Genomic DNA, 14,949 nt, shown 5'->3' on the forward strand with positions numbered 1-14,949 from the left:
GCGTGTCAAAGGAGCCAGTTGTCCGGCTGCTGTAGCGGCACCGCGGCCGGCAAGGGGGTGGCTGCGTCGGGAGCCAGGGCGTCGAGGATGAGCGAGAGGTAGCGCCGCCAGCCGTCGCTGTGGGGGTCCATGGTCCACATCAGCCCCACGAGCATGACCATGATGCGGGGCATGTCGTCGGGCACGAGGTCGGCGCGGATGAGGCCGGCCTCCTGTGCCCGGCGGGCCAGCAGGGTGAGTGACTCGAAGGAGCGGGTCCCGGCTTCGCGGGTGATGGCGCCGGAGTCCCTCGCGGCGGCCACGGTGTTGTGTTCGCGGGCCGCGACGGACAGCGTCGCCTCGAGCACGGTGACCAGGCCACGCTTGGGGTCGTCGTCGCTCATGGCCTGCTCGATGGCGGGAGCGATGTCCTCGGTGAAGCTCTGGTCGAGAGCGTTCCGGGCGAGCACCGCCTTGTCCGGGAATCGGCGGTAAAGGGTGGCGATGCCTACCCCCGCGCGGCGGGCGATCTCTTCGAGGGGTGCGTCAGGCCCTTGTTCGGCCCAGACCTGCCGGGCGGCTCGCAGCAGCTTCTCGCTGTTGCGTATGGCGTCGGCACGCAGCGGCCGTGAGCTGTCGGTGGTCACCAGGCAAGGATAGCAACCGATAGTTGGCTATCGATTGTTGTTGACTTCCTTTGGCGCAATAAGTAATAGTTGGCTATCGATTACCGGCCGCTGTCTGCCGTTGCCTGCTGCGAGGAGCGCGCCGCCGGAGCTCAACCAAGGAGAGTCAGATGAAGGTGGCAGTCGAGGCCGACAAATGTGTGGCCGCCGGGCAGTGCGTGCTGATCGCGCCCGAGGTGTTCGACCAGCGTGACGAGGACGGCATCGTGGTGCTGCTGGACGAGACGCCCGCACCCGAGGTGCACGGCGCGGTCCGCGAGTCGGCCGCGGTCTGTCCCGCGGCCGCCATCCATCTGGCCGAGTCGTGAATCGGATAGTGATCGTCGGTGGGTCCGCGGGCGGGCTGGCCACCGCGGAGGCGCTACGCAGGGCCGGGTACGGGGAAGCGATCACGTTCATCGGCCAGGAGCCGCAGCTGCCGTACGACCGCCCGCCCCTGTCGAAACAGGTCTTGACCGGGGAGTGGGAGCCGGACCGGCTCGCCCTGCGCGGCACGGCGGAGCTGGACGCGCTGGGCCTGGAACTGCGCCTGGGCGTGCCCGCCATCGGGCTGGACCTGAGCGGCGGGAGTGTGGCGCTGGCCGATGGCGCCGTAGTGCCCTACGACGCTCTGGTCATCGCGACCGGCGTGCGTCCCCGGCAGTTGCCGGGCAGCGAGGTCGTGGCGGGTGTGCACACGCTGCGCACCCTGGACGACGCCGTGGCCCTGAAGGCGCGGCTGCTTCCGGGGCGGCGACTGGTGATCGTCGGCGCCGGGTTCGTGGGCGCCGAAGTCGCCGCCGTCGCCGGCGGGCTGGGTGTGAAGGTGACGCTGTTGGAGGCGGGCCCGCTTCCGCTGGCGCAGGCCCTCGGCGAGCAGGCCGGCCACGTGCTGGCCCAGACCCACCGCGACCATGGCGTCGAGCTGCGCACGCACGCCGCCGTCGCCGAGATCGTCAGCGCGGGCGGGGCGGTCACGGGGGTACGGCTGGCCGATGAGACGGTCCTGCCGGCGGACGACGTGCTGGTGGCCATCGGCTCGGTGCCGAACACCGCATGGCTGCACGGCAGCGGGCTGACCCTGGGTGACGGGCTGGTGTGTGACGAGTTCAGCGCCGCCGCCCCCGGCGTGTACGGGGTCGGGGACGTGGCCCGCTGGCACAACCCGCTGTTCGGCACGGCGATGCGCATCGAGCACCGCACCAATGCGGCCGAGCAGGGCCTGGCCGTCGCCCATAACCTGCTCCACCCGCAGGCGCGGCGGCCGTTCGCGCCGGTGCCGTACTTCTGGTCCGACCAGTACGGCATGAAAATCCAGGCCTACGGTCACCTGCGTGACCACGACGAAGCACTCGTCCTGGACGGCGACGTCTCCCAACGCCGTCTCCTGATCGTCTACCGCACCGGCGACCGGCTGGCCGGAGTGCTCGCCGCCGGCCTGTCACCCAGGATCCTGCGCGCCTGGCGCGCCCTCATCGCGGCCCGGACCCCATGGGCCACCGCCATCGCCGGCGCGACAGCCGCGTAGCTCGAACCGTGGCGTCGCCCACGCCGGCGCGACAGCCACGTGACTCGCACCGTGGCGTCGCCGACCCCGCACACGACACCCTTCTGGAGTTCTGCATGAGTATCACGACCGACACCCACGACAACTCCGGCCTGCCGGTCTTCCCCGGCATACGCTCCCAGCGCTGCCCCCTGGACCCGCCCGCCGAATACGCCGGCTGGCGCCAGGCCGACGGCCTGCAGCACGTCCGGATGTGGAACGGCCACACCGCCTGGGTGGTGACCCGGTACGAGGACGTCCGCGCGGTCTTGAGCGACCCGCGACTCAGCGCCGACGCCCAGCGCTACCCGTCCGTGCTCCCGCACACGCAGGTCCCGGCGTTCCCGCGGATGGACGATCCCGATCATGCCCGGCTGCGCCGCATGCTCACCGCCGACTTCACGGTCAAGCGCGTGGAGGCGATGCGTGCGCAGATCCACGAGATGGCCGAACGATTCCTCGACGAGATGATCGGCAAGGGGCAGCCGGCGGACCTGGTTCGCGAGTACGCGCTGCCTCTCCCGTCTTTGGTGATCTCGCTCCTGCTCGGAGTGCCGTACGACGACCACGAGTTCTTCCAGCGGCACAGCGCCACCATGAACCACGCCGACGCCTCGCCGCAGGACAAGGCGCAGGCCAGCGGGGCGCTGTTCGGCTACCTGCTCGGCCTGGTGGAGCAGAAGGAACGCGAGCCGGGAGACGACCTCATCAGCCGCCTGATCACCGAGCGGGTCGCCACGGGCGAGCTCAGCCGCGAAGAAGCCGCGATGAACGGCATGATCCTGCTGTTCGCCGGGCACGAGACCACGGCCAACATGATCGGCCTGGGCACGCTGGCGCTGCTGCAGCATCCGGATCAGGCCGCCCGGATCCGCGACACCGACGACCCCGCCGTGGTGGCGAACGCCGTCGAGGAACTGCTGCGTTATCTGTCCATCGCCCAGGACATGATCGTACGGGTGGCCACCGAGGACCTCACCATCGGCGGGCAACTCGTCCGGGCCGGCGAGGCGGTGACCGTCAACCTGCCCGCCGCCAACCGGGACACGGCGTTCCTCGACCAGCCCGACACCGTGGACCTCGGCCGCAACACCCGCGGGCATCTGGCCTTCGGCTACGGCATCCACCAGTGCCTGGGGCAGAACCTGGCGCGCGTGGAACTGCAGGTCGCGCTGCCCGCACTGCTGCGCAGGCTGCCGGGGCTGCGCCTGGCCGTGCCGTTGGAGGACGTGAAGTTCCGGCATGACATGTCCGCCTACGGCGTCCACGAACTGCCGGTCGCCTGGTGACAACCCCGCTACCGGCAGGAAGTCAGGACCGATGGATGCACTGAACGGCAAGGCCGTCGTCGTGACGGACGCGGGCACCGCCCTGGGACGAGCCATCGCCATCCGGGCTGCGGAAGCAGGAGGCGGATTGGGACGCCGTCGTCAACGGCCACCTTCGCGCGCTCTTCACCTGTAGCAGAGCGGCGACCGCGCTCATGTGCGAGAAGAGGGCCGGCCTGGTGCGGCACGGTCCGGACGGTACTTACTGACGCGACGCGCCTGCGCGTTCCAACAGCTCGGTGGTCGCCTCCCACAGGCGCCGCTCCCGGTCGCGGTCGTGGGCGACCGGCTGCACCTCGGTCAGCTTGGTCTTCACCACGAACGCGCCCTCGCGCAGGTGCGCCCACTTGTCGTCGAGGGCCATCGCAGCCAGCAGTGGCCCCGAGCGTTGCGGCGTCGACACGCCGGGTACCCGGCCCAAGGCGCGGCTCATCGCCTGAACCGCCTCGGGGGCGCCACGGCCCAGCGCGGTGCCGGGCATCCAGCCCGGTTCGAACACCGACACATTGATCCCGGCGCCGGCGCGACGCTGCAGCTCATGGGCGTAGTACAGAATCGCCAACTTGGCGTTGGAGTAGGCGACGCCGGACGCGGCCATACCCGGGGCCTGCTCACCGGTGGCCGGGCGGGCGAGCTCGACGGGATCGGCCCACTTGGCCTCGGCCACACCCAGCAGCTTGCGCCAGAAATTGGCGTGATAGGTGTTCGAGCCGAGCAGTACGACCCGCGCCGGGGCGGTGAACGAACCAAGCAGGTCGCCGATTAGCTGGGCGTGGGCGAGATAGTTGACGGCGAACGTCATCTCGTAGCCATCGGGCGAGGCCCGCCGGGTGTCGGCCGACATGGTGCCGGCGTTGGCGACCAGCGCGCGCAGCGGCCGTACGGCGCCGGCGGCGAGCAGGGCGCGCACGGTGGCAGCGGCGGCACGGACGTCGGACAGGCGCGACAGGTCGCAGCCGATCTCGTGGACGCCGGCGCCGCGACTGCGGGCCTCGTCGGCGACCGCCGTCAGGTCCCGCCCGGCGCGGCCGACCAGCAGCAGGTCGGGTCGCCGCCCGTCCGGGCGGTCGGCCATGGCCAGCACGGCGTGACGGCCCAGGTTGCGGGTCGGGCCGGTGATCAGAACGGTTCCGGGTTCGGTCATGGCCCCAGCCTGCTGGACCGGTCGGGCCGCAGCCATTCGTCCGGTTTTCGTAGGAATGCCAGGGCCAGGACAACCCATGCAGAGATGCGCAGAATGGAGAGCGTGGAAGCGTGGGAGTTCGGCCGGACGGTGCGCCGCTGGCGCGACCGGGTGGCACCCGAGGCCGTTGGTGTGCAGGTGGGCCGCCGACGCCGGGCCAGCGGGTTGCGCCGCGAGGAGCTGGCCGCGCTCGCCGGCATCTCGGCCGACTACCTGACTCGCCTCGAGCAGGGGCGCGCGACCGCGCCGTCGGCGCAGGTCGTGGAGTCGCTGGCCCGAGCGCTGCGCTTGTCCGACACCGAACGCGACCTGCTCTACCGGCTGGCCGGGCACGCTGCGCCCGGCCCGGACATCGTGCCGTCGCGGGTCACCCCGAGCGTGCAACGTCTGCTCGACCGGCTGTCGCACACCCCGGTCGTCGTGTACGACGCCAGCTGGACACTCGTGCTGGCCAACGAGCCCTACGACGCGCTCATGGGCGAGACGGCCATCTGGCGCGGCCTGGAACGCAACGCCGTCTGGCGCAACGTCGCCCGCCTGCCCTCGCGGGTCGTCCACACCCCGCAGGAGCAGGCCGAGCACGAAGCCCGGCTCGTGGCCGACCTGCGCCTAACGGCCTCGCGCTACCCCGCCGACCACGCCCTGCGACGCTTGATCACCGACCTGGCCTCCGGCAGCCCGCGCTTCGCCGAACTCTGGGACGCCGAGGCACCACCGCCCCTGACCGACGCGTCCAGACAAAAGACCATTAACCACCCGGCGGTCGGCCCGATCACCCTCGACTGCGACACGCTGTTCGTCGCCCTGGACGACCTGCGCATCACCGTCTACACCGCCGAGCCCGGCACCGAGGACGCCGACCGCCTGGCCCTCGCCATCGTCCTGGGCACTCAGTCGCTACAGCTCTGACCACGAATGTTTGGGGTGTTGGGTGAGACGCCATCGGGCGTGTCGGCTTGCTTGGTGCAGTGAAGTCACCGGGTGCTCGACCTGGAGGCGGGCGTTCGTCTCCATGAAGAACTCGAAGATGCCGACGTTGCGCAGCCCGATGGCGCGGGCTCCGGTGACGGCGGCCTCCCACGAGGCGTGCCGGACGTCATCGGGCAGGCCGGGGGCTGGCGACTCCTCGATGATCTTCCGCTGGTGCGCGGTCGAACGGGCGGCGCCGAACGCCACCCCCGGCCGGCGCCTTGAGCACGACCGGTTAGCCGATCTTCGCCGCCTGGGCCGCCGCGTCCGCGAGAGGCTCGGGCGAACCGGCCAGTACGGGCACAGGCTGCGGAAGCGGACGATTCAGCTCCGGCGTCGCCCTGCGAACCGGCAGCACCGCTGAGTGCTTTGCCGGAAAGTACCCGTGGTGTTGGTTTGCCCCAGACGTGACCCACCCTTGATTCTTTGATCCGAAGGTGGGAGTGGTAGGGCGCCCGGGGCTCGAACCCGGAACCTACGGATTAAAAGTCCGCAGCTCTGCCAATTGAGCTAACGCCCCTCGCAACAGCAAGGGTACAGAGATTACCGCCCAACCCGCGACGCCTACATCACCGGTAAGCGGCCAGACCCGTCAGCGCCTCCCCCAGCACCAGCGTGTGAATCTCTTGGGTGCCCTCGTACGTCAGCACAGACTCCAGGTTGTTCATGTGCCTGATCACAGGGTACTCCAGGGTGATTCCGTTCCCGCCCAGGATTGAGCGGGCCTGGCGGGCGATGTCCAGGGCGGCGCGTACGTTGGCCAGCTTGCCGAAGCTGATCTGCCGGGGCTCCAGTTGGCCGGCGTCCTTCAGCATGCCCAGATGGAGGGCGGTGAGCTGGGCCTGGGCGGTGCCGACGTACATCCAGGCGAGTTTCTCCTGCGTCAGCTGGAACGCCCCGATCGGTTTGTCGAACTGGACCCTGGTCTTCGCGTAGACCACCGCGGCCTCCAGGCAGGCGCGGGCGGCGCCCACGACGCCCCAGACGATGCCGAAGCGGGCCTCTGAGAGGCAGGAGAGGGGGCCGCGGAGGCCGGTGACGCCCGGGAGGGCGGCGGAGGCGGGCAGGCGTACGTCGTCGAAATAGAGGGACGAGGTGACCGAGGCCCTAAGGGACAGTTTCTTGTGGATCTCAGGGGCGGAGAAGCCGGGGGTGGAGGTCGGTACGACGAAGCCGCGGATGCCTTCGTCGGTCTGCGCCCAGACCACGGCGACGTCGGCGATGGAGCCGTTGGTGATCCACATCTTGGAGCCGTTGAGGATCCAGTCGGATCCGTCTTTCTTGGCATAAGTCCGCATATTGGCGGGGTCGGAGCCATAGTCCGGCTCCGTCAGGCCGAAGCAGCCGATGGCCGAACCGGCCGCCATCCGCGGCAGCCACTCCTCTTTCTGCTCGTCGGAGCCGTACCGCCAGATGGGGAACATGGCCAGCGAGCCCTGCACCGACACGAAGGAGCGCAGCCCCGAGTCCCCGGCCTCGAGCTCGCGGCACGCCACCCCGTACGACACCGCGTCCGTCCCGGCGCAGCCGTACCCCTGCAGATGCATCCCCAGCAGCCCGAGGGCGCCGAGCTCGGGCGCGAGCTCGCGCGCCGGGAAGACCGCCTCCTCGAACCAGTCGCCCACGTGCGGCAGGACGCGGTCGGAGACGAACGACTTGACCGTGTCGCGGATCAGCCGCTGGTCGGCGTCGAGCCGGTCGTCCAGGCGGAGCAGGTCGTCCATCGCGGGTCCCTTCATCACATAGGGGGCTACCAGGGTTCTACCAGGGGGAATCCTGATGTGCTAACACCGGGCCCACGGGCAGTCTTGAGACATGAGCGAATACAACGTCAAGAAGCTGCGTCGGACCCACAAGGGCAGGATCATCGCGGGCGTCTGCTCCGGCATCGGCGAGTTCGTCGGGATCGACGCCAACCTGGTGCGCATCGCGCTTGCGATCGCCACGCTGTTCGGCGGGCTGGGCGTCGGCGTGTACGCGATCGGCTGGCTCCTCATGCCCGACGAGGACAGCGACACCTCCATCGTGCAGGACCTCATCAGCAAGCAGCAGGACCGCAGCAGGACGGACTGGAGCGGCGAGCAGAAGCCCCAGTCGTGATCAGGCCGCGGCGGGCACGCGTTCGCGAGGCTCGGTCCAGAACAGGGCCAGCACGGCCGCGCAGATCAGGCCGGTGAATCCGGCCAGCGCGACCACCGGCTCAGGACCGAGTCTCTCCGCCGCGAACCCGCCCACCAAGATCCCGATCCCCTGTACGGACATCAGCCCCGACTGCACGAGGCCGAACGCCTGGCCGCGACGTTCGGCCGGCACCTGCTGGACGAAGGCGGCATTGGCCGCGAGCTGGTACGCCCCGCCGACCCCCGACAGCACCCATGCGGCGAGCACCACCTCCAGCGGCGGATACAGCGCTGTCACGATCAGGGGCGCGCAGCTCAGCATGGCCAGCCACCCCATGAGCCGCAGCCGCCGCGGCGGCGGCACGAACCTGCTGAAAAGGAACGCCCCCAGCACCGTCCCGGTCGGCATCGCCGCCATCAGCAGCCCGGTGATCACCGGAACCGGCAGTGTCCACGTGGCGAACAGGGTCCCCGTGGACAGCTTGGCCGCGTACGGCACGGCGATGCCCTCAGGCAGGATGTAGAAGCCGCACAACCACGCGAACAGGACGAGCGTCCGCAGCTTCCGCGACCCGAACACGAGCCGAGCTCCCGCCGCGGTCATCGTCCACATGGACGGTTTCGAGCCGTCGTGGGTAGCGGAGGGCCGGCGCCGTACCCCTGACACGAGGATCAGCGCGGAGCCGAGGAACGTCGCCGCGTCCAGAGCGAGCGCCCGGTAGGGGCCCATGGTCGCGATCACCGCTCCGCCCGCCGCGAAACCGAGCATCTGTACGGCCTGATTCGTCATGTTCTGAATCGCCGAGCCGATGACGTACCGGTCGCCTTCGAGCACCTCGGGCAGCAGCGCCGCCCGCGCGGCCGAGAACGGCGCGCTGAGCAGCACCACCAGGAACACCAGCGCGCACAGCGCCCAGAACGGCATGCCCGGCACCGCCATCGCGGCCACCAGCGCGGCCCGGATCAGGTCGCAGGTCAGCATCACGGCCCTGCGCGCGAACCGGTCCGCCAGCCCGGCCAGCAACGGCCCGCCCACGATGGACGGGAGGTACGTCAGCGCGTAGACGGCCGCCGTGGCCAGCGGTGACTGCGTGCGGTCATAGACGAGTACGGCGAGTGCCACCTGGGCGAGCTGGTCGCCAAGGAGGGAAAGGCCCTGTCCGTACCAGAGTGCTCTGAACTCCCTGAGTGCGATGACTTCCCGATATGTGGCGTGCCCTTCAGCACGGCGATGCCGTCCCGGCGGACGACCTGCCCGCATGGCCCCCATTGGACTCCGCTGTGCCTGACTTACAGTGTTCGCTACGTCACCTAAGGTGCCCGATCATTATGGCAAGCCGCAACCCAAAGAAGTCAACCAAAAGCAAAGGGTTACCAGCCCAGCTCGTGAAGTCTAGCGTCGTCGATGCCGAAGTGATGGCCGACCTCGTGGATGACCGTGATGCGCACCTCGGCGACGACGTCTTCCTCCGTATCGCAAATCTGGCATATCGGATTGCGGTAGATCTCGATGCGGTCGGGCAGGACCCCTGAGTACCAGTCGCCGCGTTCCGTGAGGGGGACACCGGTGTACAGGCCGAGCAGGTGGGGCTCCGGCGGGTCATCGACGACCGTGACGACGACATTGCTCATGGCGCGCGTGAGGTCCGGGGGGATCGTGTCCAATGCCTCGGCCACGAGTTCCTCGAACTTCTCCCGCGTAACCTCGATCACACTTGCCATTCTGCCCCGTCCTTCGGGTAGGCAAGAAAGCGTATGAAGTTCGTTCGCAGGTCAAAGGCAGTCATTCAGTCCAGGGTGGCGAGGGGCGCGGCGGTGCTCCTCGTGGCCGCGGTGGGTGCTTGGCTGGGCATCTTCCTCAGCGGCACCGTACGAGCTCAGATCGGGCCCGTGGAGACCGGCATGTCGCTCCGGCCGGCCTGGAGCGGCGAGACGATCGTGGACGCCAGCCCGCTCGGCACGCTCACGTTCCGCACGCACGACGCGCCGCTGCGGTTGCGCATCACGCTCGAGAACATCGACCAGGAACGCGCCAAAGCCCTCATAGAGGACCCGCGCCTGGCCGACCGCCTGCCGGGGCTCATCGAGGACGACCTCCTCGACGGCGTACGCGCGCTGGTGATCCGCTCGCTGCTCTGTGCGGGCGCCGGAGCGCTGATCGCGGTCCTGATGGTCTTCAGGCGCCCCAGAGTGGCCCTGCTGGGCCTTCTGGCCGCCTCCGTGGCGCTGGCGGGCACGGGGGTCCTCGCGGCCCTGACGTTCCGCCCCAGCTCTCTCGTCGAGCCCCGCTACTCGGGCCTCGTCGCCGCCGCGCCGTCGCTCGTGGGCAGCGCCGAGTCGATCGTCTCCCGTTTCGAGTCGTACCGGTCGCAACTCACCAAACTCGTCACGAACGTCTCCAAGCTGTACGACACGGTCTCCACCCTGCCGCTGTACGACGCCAACCCCAAGACCATCCGGGTCCTGCACGTCTCCGACATCCACATCAACCCCATCGCCTGGAACGTCATCCGCTCCCTCAAGGACCAGTTCAGCGTGGACATGGTCATCGACACGGGCGACATTTCCGACCATGGCACCAAGGCCGAGAACAAGTTCGTGGACGAGATCGGCCGCCTCGGGGTCCCGTACGTGTACGTACGCGGCAACCACGACTCGATGACCACCCAGAAAGCGGTCGAGAAGCAGAAGAACTCCATCGTCCTGGACGACACCACCGAGACCGTGGCAGGCCTGAAGATCTACGGCCTGGGCGACCCCCGCTTCACCCCGGACAAATCCGTGGCCGCCGACTCGGACCCGACCGTGCTCGGCGACTACGCCCGCTCCCACCTCGCCAAGGTGAACAAGCCGGACGTGATCGCCGTACACGACCCGGACGTCGGCAAGGGCTTCTCCGGCGCGACCCCCATGATCCTCGCCGGCCACACCCACGCCCGCAAGACGTCCATGCTCCCCTCGGGCACCCGCCTCCTCGTCCAGGGATCGACCGGCGGCGCCGGCCTGCGCGCCCTCGAACACGCCCAGCCCACGCCGGTCCAGGCCTCTGTCCTGTACTTCGACAGGGAGACGAAGCGCATGCAGGCATGGGACGACATCACGCTGGGCGGGCTGGGGGAGCAGTCGGTGTACATCCAGCGTCACGTGGAGCCCGACCCACAACGTATGATTTCCCCGGAGCCAACGAACGCCCCGTCGCCAACGGGACCGATCTCTGGCACACAATCGCCGTCCGCCGGTAAGCCACTTTGGCATCAGGGGCAATCGTCCCCTATGCTTCAGAGGTCTCCGACGGAAGGCGACAGGGAATCCTGAGCCCCCATCGTCTAGCGGCCTAGGACACCGCCCTTTCAAGGCGGCGGCACGGGTTCGAATCCCGTTGGGGGCACTGCGAGCGGTTAGCGCACCGGAAAACGGCTGGTCGAAGACCACCGAAAAGCTGGTAAGCTAAACGAGCGCAAACGGAAAGAACAGCAAGAAACGCAAGGTCCTGTAGAGCAGTTTGGAGTGCTCGCCACCCTGTCAAGGTGGAGGTCGCGGGTTCAAGTCCCGTCAGGACCGCTCTGGGTCAGGTAGCTCAGTTGGTACGAGCGTCCGCCTGAAAAGCGGAAGGTCGGCAGTTCGACCCTGCCCCTGACCACCATTATTTACCAGCACGAATGCCCCGCCCATGATCACATGGACGGGGCTTATTTATGTCTGCGTGTCAAACTGTGTGACTACGGTTCCGGAGCGAGCGGGAAGATCTCGTCCATCACCGTCGCGCCTTCCTGCATGACGGGCCGGATCTGCTTGCGGTAGACCATCTCGGTCACGAGGGTGTTCGTGTGGCCGACCAGCCGTGAGATGTGCTCGATCGGGACGTCATGAGCTGAGAGCAGCGAGACGAAGCTGTGTCGCAGTTCCCGGGGCGTCCATTCCGCCGGGGGTCGTCGCGTTTGCCCTCGGGCGGAGGGCCTTGGTCTCGGGTGAGCAGGGCCTGCTCGGCGTGGGGCCAGCAGCCCGTCCGGGTCACCCAGTCGCGTTCGATGTCGTCTTCGGGACAGTCGAAGTCGCCGACGTACATCAGCACCGCGAGGCGCGGTGCTCCCTCGTGGAGACGAATTGCCCCACCCGTGATAGGCCCTTCTGGCCTGCGGCAACACATCTACTTTGCGGCTCATCGCACTGACCCGAGTGGAGGGCCTTGATCACGCGTTCGAGCTACTGGACGATGACAAATACGTGATCGCCTGGCATGGCCGGGCTGCAACTGGGGGACTGTGTATGGGTGATTGGCAGCGCTATGTGGACGACAATCTGATCGGCTCCGGTAAGGTCAACCGGGCGGCAATCGTCGGGCTGGACGGCGGAATCTTGGCTGCGTCCGAGGGATATACGCTCAGTGCCGCCGAGCAGAGTCAGCTCAGCAAGGAGTGCAGGGCCGTGTTCAGCGGCGGAGAGGACCAGGTCGGCGGTCTCGTGCTGGCCGGCAACAAGTTCCTCACCTCCGGGGGCGACGAGCGCTCCCTATTCCTCAAGACCACTCACTCCATCAACTACGATCCCAGACACGCCGGTGCGATCGTGGTGCAGACGAAACAGTGCATCATCGTCGCGGAGTATGACGCCCCACTCCAAATGGCGGAATCGATTCCCGTCGTCGAGTCTCTTGCCGACGAACTGATCAACGCCGGGTACTGATCACCAGAGTGGGCCCCTGTGGCTAGATCTGCCGCCTGCTCCGTTCAGGCGGGGTGGGGGGAGGTGGCCCCCTTTGGCTCTCCACTGGGGCCCGTGTCATGAGCCCAGCGACCTCCTCGGCGCTGCGTTGTGGGTGAGCTTGATCGGTTTGTTGCCCATCCTTGTTGGTCGTCCCAGGGAAAGTGGGAGAGGATATGCGGTTTCTGGAGCGGGAACGCGCCACTGTGGCGAAGCTGCTGCCGGGGCTGGACGAGAGCCTGCGGGCGGTATCCCTCATGGAGCTGGAGGGCCCGGATAGTCCCGGCATCCAGCTGTTCCGTGACAGCGGCGGCCCCGGGCTGCTGGTGCCGATCGCCCAGCGGGGGCAGGGAGCCACCGCCTTGGACGCTCTGCGGGTGCAGCGTGCGCTGGGCAGCAGGACACCGTCGCTGGCCGTGGCCACCATCTTGCACCACTTCTCGATGGCCACCCTGGTCGGTCTGGCCACCCCCGACGATGGCCAGGGGTCGATGCTTGTCGAGGGGGTGGCTGCGACCAACCAGCTCGTGGCGTTCGGCTTCGCCGAGGAGCGCCCCGGCGCCGGAATCCTGTCCCCCTTGACGACCGCCACGGTGTCGCCCGACGGGGACGGGTGGCGGATCAGCGGGAGGACGCGCCCGTGCAGTCTGGCCCGGTCGATGGACGTGCTCGCCGTCAGTGCCATGGTCCCCAGCTGGGACGGCGGCGAGGAGGTACCGGCGGTGGCGCTGGTGTCCGCAGAAAGCGAGGGTGTGAGCGTCGGCGGGGCGGGGGCGGACAGCGAGCAGGTCACTCTCGACGACGTCCTGGTGCCGCCGGAGCTGCTGGTGCAGGCCTCGGCCCCCGACGGGCGGCCGGAGGTCATGCTGACCGCGGGCTTCGCCTGGTTCCAGCTGCTGATGACGGGCAGCTACCTCGGGGCCGCCAGCGCACTGGTCGAGCGGGTGCTGCTCAACAACCGGGTGCCCGAGTCCGAGCGGGTCCAGCTGCTGGTGGAGGCCGAGGGCGCGATGTCGGCCGCGGAGGGCGTCGCCCGCCGGATCGACGACGGAGACCCGGACGAGTCGACGCTCGCCGACTCGCTGTACGTCCGGTACTGCGTGCAGGACACCCTCTCCCGGGTGGTTCCGCGCGCGGTCGAACTGCTCGGCGACCTCGACTCCATGGCCTCCGATGAGGTCGGCCACCTCGCCACCTACGCCAACGGGTTGGAGCTGCATCCGCCGACACGGGACCGGATGACCGGTCCGCTGGCGGCGTACCTGGCCGACGGACCTCTCACCATCTCCTGATCCCAGGCGTCCTCGTCCCAGACCACGACCCCACGAACTGACCGGTTGCGGAGCCTGGGCCGGTCAGTTCGTGGGGTCGTGGATGATGCGATGGATGGTGGAGCGGCCGATGCTGTAGTCGGTGGCGAGGTCTGTGAGGGAGACCTCGCCCTCGGCGTAGTGGCGGCGGATGGAGCACCGGGCGGGTTCGGGCAGTTTGGGTTGCTTGCCTTTGAGCTTGCCGACGCGGGGGAGAAGGCTCGGTTGCAGGCGGTGCGTCGGGCGCGGCGGGAGCGCGAACCGCAGTGCGGCGCGGCAGGCCCCGCCGCAGGACCGCTCGAATACGGCTGAAAGGGGCCGCGTTCACCGGAAACTGCAAGTCAGGCAACGGGGCCGGACGCCGAAGTTTCTATTCTGGATGACCGTGCCCGGCATGGGGTCGGACTGCCTTCCACGGCTGGCCTACGGCGCCGACCTGGGAGTACGTTATTCCGGGAACGGGACAGCGTCAAAGTTCTGTCCGGTCAACCATCCGAACATTAGCGTCTTATCCGCAGGTCACGGCATGGGGCGACGTCCGGTAGGCGGGCAGGAGGGGTCCGCCGACGTTTGCCAGTTGCCTCGCGTACTACCCTTTGAGGAGCTGGAGATACGCCACGCGCGTCAAATAGCCCTTGCCGTCGTTGTCAGCCTGCTCGAACTGTGTCACAGCCTCTCCCTCGGACATGCCCGCCATTGTTTGCCAAAGCATCCATTCGTTCGGCGACAGTCGGCCGTCGCCGTCGTTGTCAAACTGCTCGAACTACTCAAACAGCTTCTCGGCGCGCTCTTCTGTCAGCGTCACGATTGTCACCCGTCCTTTTCTTCTGAGGGGTCGCTGTAGTACTCAAAATAAAATATCGCGCGGCTACTGCAGCCGGCACCCCTCTGACGACCTCGCCGGACTCGCACGATCGCCGCCCGTGACCGCGCTGATGCGAGCGCTCGCTTGCGTCTACGCGTGGCCAGAATCGCGCGCGAGCGCTTCCAATCGCGCGCCGGGGATGGGGGCGCAAAGCTCCTCGGAGCGTTTAGAAGTGCTCTCAGATGCCCGTTTCTCAACGTGAAGGGGTCGTGGAACCGGCCGGTTCCGAGCGCCTATGCCAAGCGCACGCCCACGAGTAGGGGTGCCAGTAAGAATCAAGGCG

At 68.4% G+C, this 14,949-nt stretch carries 14 protein-coding genes, 4 tRNA genes and 1 pseudogene; 11 read left to right on the forward strand and 8 right to left on the reverse strand.

The window, feature by feature from the left end; genetic code table 11:
- Nucleotides 1-5 precede the first annotated feature (5 nt).
- A complete protein-coding gene (locus ACWDRB_RS53450; RefSeq protein WP_355207467.1) occupies nucleotides 6-626 on the reverse strand; it encodes a TetR/AcrR family transcriptional regulator in 621 nt (206 codons plus the stop codon).
- Between the two features lie 149 nt (nucleotides 627-775).
- Here ACWDRB_RS53450 and ACWDRB_RS53455 point away from each other — a divergent pair, with 149 nt between their 5' ends.
- The 3 genes from ACWDRB_RS53455 (at nucleotide 776) to ACWDRB_RS53465 (ending at nucleotide 3,479) form a co-directional block, all read left to right on the forward strand.
- Nucleotides 776-973 (forward strand): ferredoxin, encoded by a 198-nt coding sequence (locus ACWDRB_RS53455; protein ID WP_355207470.1) that lies wholly within the window; start codon nucleotides 776-778, stop codon nucleotides 971-973.
- The gene (locus tag ACWDRB_RS53460; protein WP_449908181.1) at nucleotides 970-2,172 is read left to right on the forward strand and encodes an NAD(P)/FAD-dependent oxidoreductase; all 1,203 of its coding nucleotides are present in this window, start codon (nucleotides 970-972) and stop codon (nucleotides 2,170-2,172) included. Before ACWDRB_RS53455 ends, ACWDRB_RS53460 begins: the two co-directional genes overlap by 4 nt.
- A 95-nt stretch (nucleotides 2,173-2,267) precedes the next feature.
- On the forward strand, nucleotides 2,268-3,479 hold the full coding sequence (locus ACWDRB_RS53465; RefSeq protein WP_449908183.1) for a cytochrome P450: 1,212 nt from the start codon (nucleotides 2,268-2,270) through the stop codon (nucleotides 3,477-3,479).
- 241 nt (nucleotides 3,480-3,720) lie between these two features.
- Here ACWDRB_RS53465 and ACWDRB_RS53470 read toward each other — a convergent pair whose 3' ends face one another.
- Complete coding sequence (locus ACWDRB_RS53470; protein ID WP_449908185.1) at nucleotides 3,721-4,662, reverse strand: SDR family NAD(P)-dependent oxidoreductase; 942 nt, start codon at nucleotides 4,660-4,662, stop codon at nucleotides 3,721-3,723.
- Nucleotides 4,663-4,755: 93 nt separating this feature from the next.
- Between ACWDRB_RS53470 and ACWDRB_RS53475 the strand changes: the two genes are divergently transcribed.
- Complete coding sequence (locus ACWDRB_RS53475; protein ID WP_449908187.1) at nucleotides 4,756-5,610, forward strand: helix-turn-helix transcriptional regulator; 855 nt, start codon at nucleotides 4,756-4,758, stop codon at nucleotides 5,608-5,610.
- Here ACWDRB_RS53475 and ACWDRB_RS53480 read toward each other — a convergent pair.
- From ACWDRB_RS53480 to ACWDRB_RS53490, 3 genes are all read right to left on the reverse strand, one after another.
- Nucleotides 5,599-5,877: an ATP-binding protein gene (locus ACWDRB_RS53480; protein WP_449908189.1), complete on the reverse strand. Its 279-nt coding sequence runs from the start codon at nucleotides 5,875-5,877 to the stop codon at nucleotides 5,599-5,601. The two genes, ACWDRB_RS53475 and ACWDRB_RS53480, sit on opposite strands and share 12 nt — an antisense overlap.
- A gap of 237 nt (nucleotides 5,878-6,114) precedes the next feature.
- Nucleotides 6,115-6,190: transfer RNA gene (locus tag ACWDRB_RS53485), tRNA-Lys, on the reverse strand.
- A gap of 49 nt (nucleotides 6,191-6,239) precedes the next feature.
- Nucleotides 6,240-7,394 (reverse strand): acyl-CoA dehydrogenase family protein, encoded by a 1,155-nt coding sequence (locus ACWDRB_RS53490; RefSeq protein ID WP_449908191.1) that lies wholly within the window; start codon nucleotides 7,392-7,394, stop codon nucleotides 6,240-6,242.
- 91 nt (nucleotides 7,395-7,485) lie between these two features.
- Here ACWDRB_RS53490 and ACWDRB_RS53495 point away from each other — a divergent pair, with 91 nt between their 5' ends.
- Nucleotides 7,486-7,770: a PspC domain-containing protein gene (locus ACWDRB_RS53495; RefSeq protein WP_449908193.1), complete on the forward strand. Its 285-nt coding sequence runs from the start codon at nucleotides 7,486-7,488 to the stop codon at nucleotides 7,768-7,770.
- On the opposite strand, the gene ACWDRB_RS53500 is transcribed toward ACWDRB_RS53495, so the two are convergent.
- Entirely contained in the window at nucleotides 7,771-9,060 is a 1,290-nt protein-coding gene (locus ACWDRB_RS53500) for an MFS transporter (RefSeq protein WP_355207557.1), read from the reverse strand. It lies immediately after the preceding gene.
- 101 nt (nucleotides 9,061-9,161) lie between these two features.
- Nucleotides 9,162-9,512, reverse strand: coding sequence for a metallopeptidase family protein (locus tag ACWDRB_RS53505; protein WP_449908195.1), 351 nt, complete (start codon nucleotides 9,510-9,512; stop codon nucleotides 9,162-9,164).
- Nucleotides 9,513-9,605: 93 nt separating this feature from the next.
- Between ACWDRB_RS53505 and ACWDRB_RS53510 the strand changes: the two genes are divergently transcribed.
- The 6 genes from ACWDRB_RS53510 (at nucleotide 9,606) to ACWDRB_RS53535 (ending at nucleotide 13,783) form a co-directional block, all read left to right on the forward strand.
- Nucleotides 9,606-11,105, forward strand: a complete 1,500-nt coding sequence (locus ACWDRB_RS53510) for a metallophosphoesterase family protein (protein ID WP_449908196.1) — start codon at nucleotides 9,606-9,608, stop codon at nucleotides 11,103-11,105.
- A tRNA-Glu gene (locus ACWDRB_RS53515) sits at nucleotides 11,106-11,178 on the forward strand.
- A gap of 98 nt (nucleotides 11,179-11,276) precedes the next feature.
- A tRNA-Asp gene (locus tag ACWDRB_RS53520) sits at nucleotides 11,277-11,351 on the forward strand.
- A 5-nt stretch (nucleotides 11,352-11,356) separates the two neighbouring features.
- Nucleotides 11,357-11,433 (forward strand) — tRNA-Phe (locus ACWDRB_RS53525).
- A gap of 509 nt (nucleotides 11,434-11,942) precedes the next feature.
- On the forward strand, nucleotides 11,943-12,473 hold the full coding sequence (locus ACWDRB_RS53530; RefSeq protein ID WP_449908198.1) for a profilin: 531 nt from the start codon (nucleotides 11,943-11,945) through the stop codon (nucleotides 12,471-12,473).
- Between the two features lie 194 nt (nucleotides 12,474-12,667).
- Nucleotides 12,668-13,783, forward strand: a complete 1,116-nt coding sequence (locus ACWDRB_RS53535) for a hypothetical protein (protein WP_449908200.1) — start codon at nucleotides 12,668-12,670, stop codon at nucleotides 13,781-13,783.
- 607 nt (nucleotides 13,784-14,390) lie between these two features.
- On the opposite strand, the pseudogene ACWDRB_RS53540 reads toward ACWDRB_RS53535, so the two are convergent.
- Nucleotides 14,391-14,564, reverse strand: a pseudogene (locus tag ACWDRB_RS53540) (hypothetical protein); the annotation flags it as partial.
- Nucleotides 14,565-14,949: the final 385 nt, after the last annotated feature.

Source organism: Nonomuraea sp. NPDC003707, assembly GCF_053587055.1.

Excerpts from the sequence above, each read along its gene's own strand:
- ACWDRB_RS53455 (WP_355207470.1), top strand. The coding sequence starts at position 776 with ATGAAGGTGGCAGTCGAGGCCGACAAATGTGTGGCCGCCGGGCAGTGC.
- ACWDRB_RS53465 (WP_449908183.1), top strand. The coding sequence starts at position 2,268 with ATGAGTATCACGACCGACACCCACGACAACTCCGGCCTGCCGGTCTTC.
- ACWDRB_RS53470 (WP_449908185.1), bottom strand. The coding sequence starts at position 4,662 with ATGACCGAACCCGGAACCGTTCTGATCACCGGCCCGACCCGCAACCTG.
- ACWDRB_RS53475 (WP_449908187.1), top strand. The coding sequence starts at position 4,756 with ATGGAGAGCGTGGAAGCGTGGGAGTTCGGCCGGACGGTGCGCCGCTGG.
- ACWDRB_RS53490 (WP_449908191.1), bottom strand. The coding sequence starts at position 7,394 with ATGGACGACCTGCTCCGCCTGGACGACCGGCTCGACGCCGACCAGCGG.
- ACWDRB_RS53495 (WP_449908193.1), top strand. The coding sequence starts at position 7,486 with ATGAGCGAATACAACGTCAAGAAGCTGCGTCGGACCCACAAGGGCAGG.
- ACWDRB_RS53500 (WP_355207557.1), bottom strand. The coding sequence starts at position 9,060 with ATGGGGGCCATGCGGGCAGGTCGTCCGCCGGGACGGCATCGCCGTGCT.
- ACWDRB_RS53505 (WP_449908195.1), bottom strand. The coding sequence starts at position 9,512 with ATGGCAAGTGTGATCGAGGTTACGCGGGAGAAGTTCGAGGAACTCGTG.
- ACWDRB_RS53535 (WP_449908200.1), top strand. The coding sequence starts at position 12,668 with ATGCGGTTTCTGGAGCGGGAACGCGCCACTGTGGCGAAGCTGCTGCCG.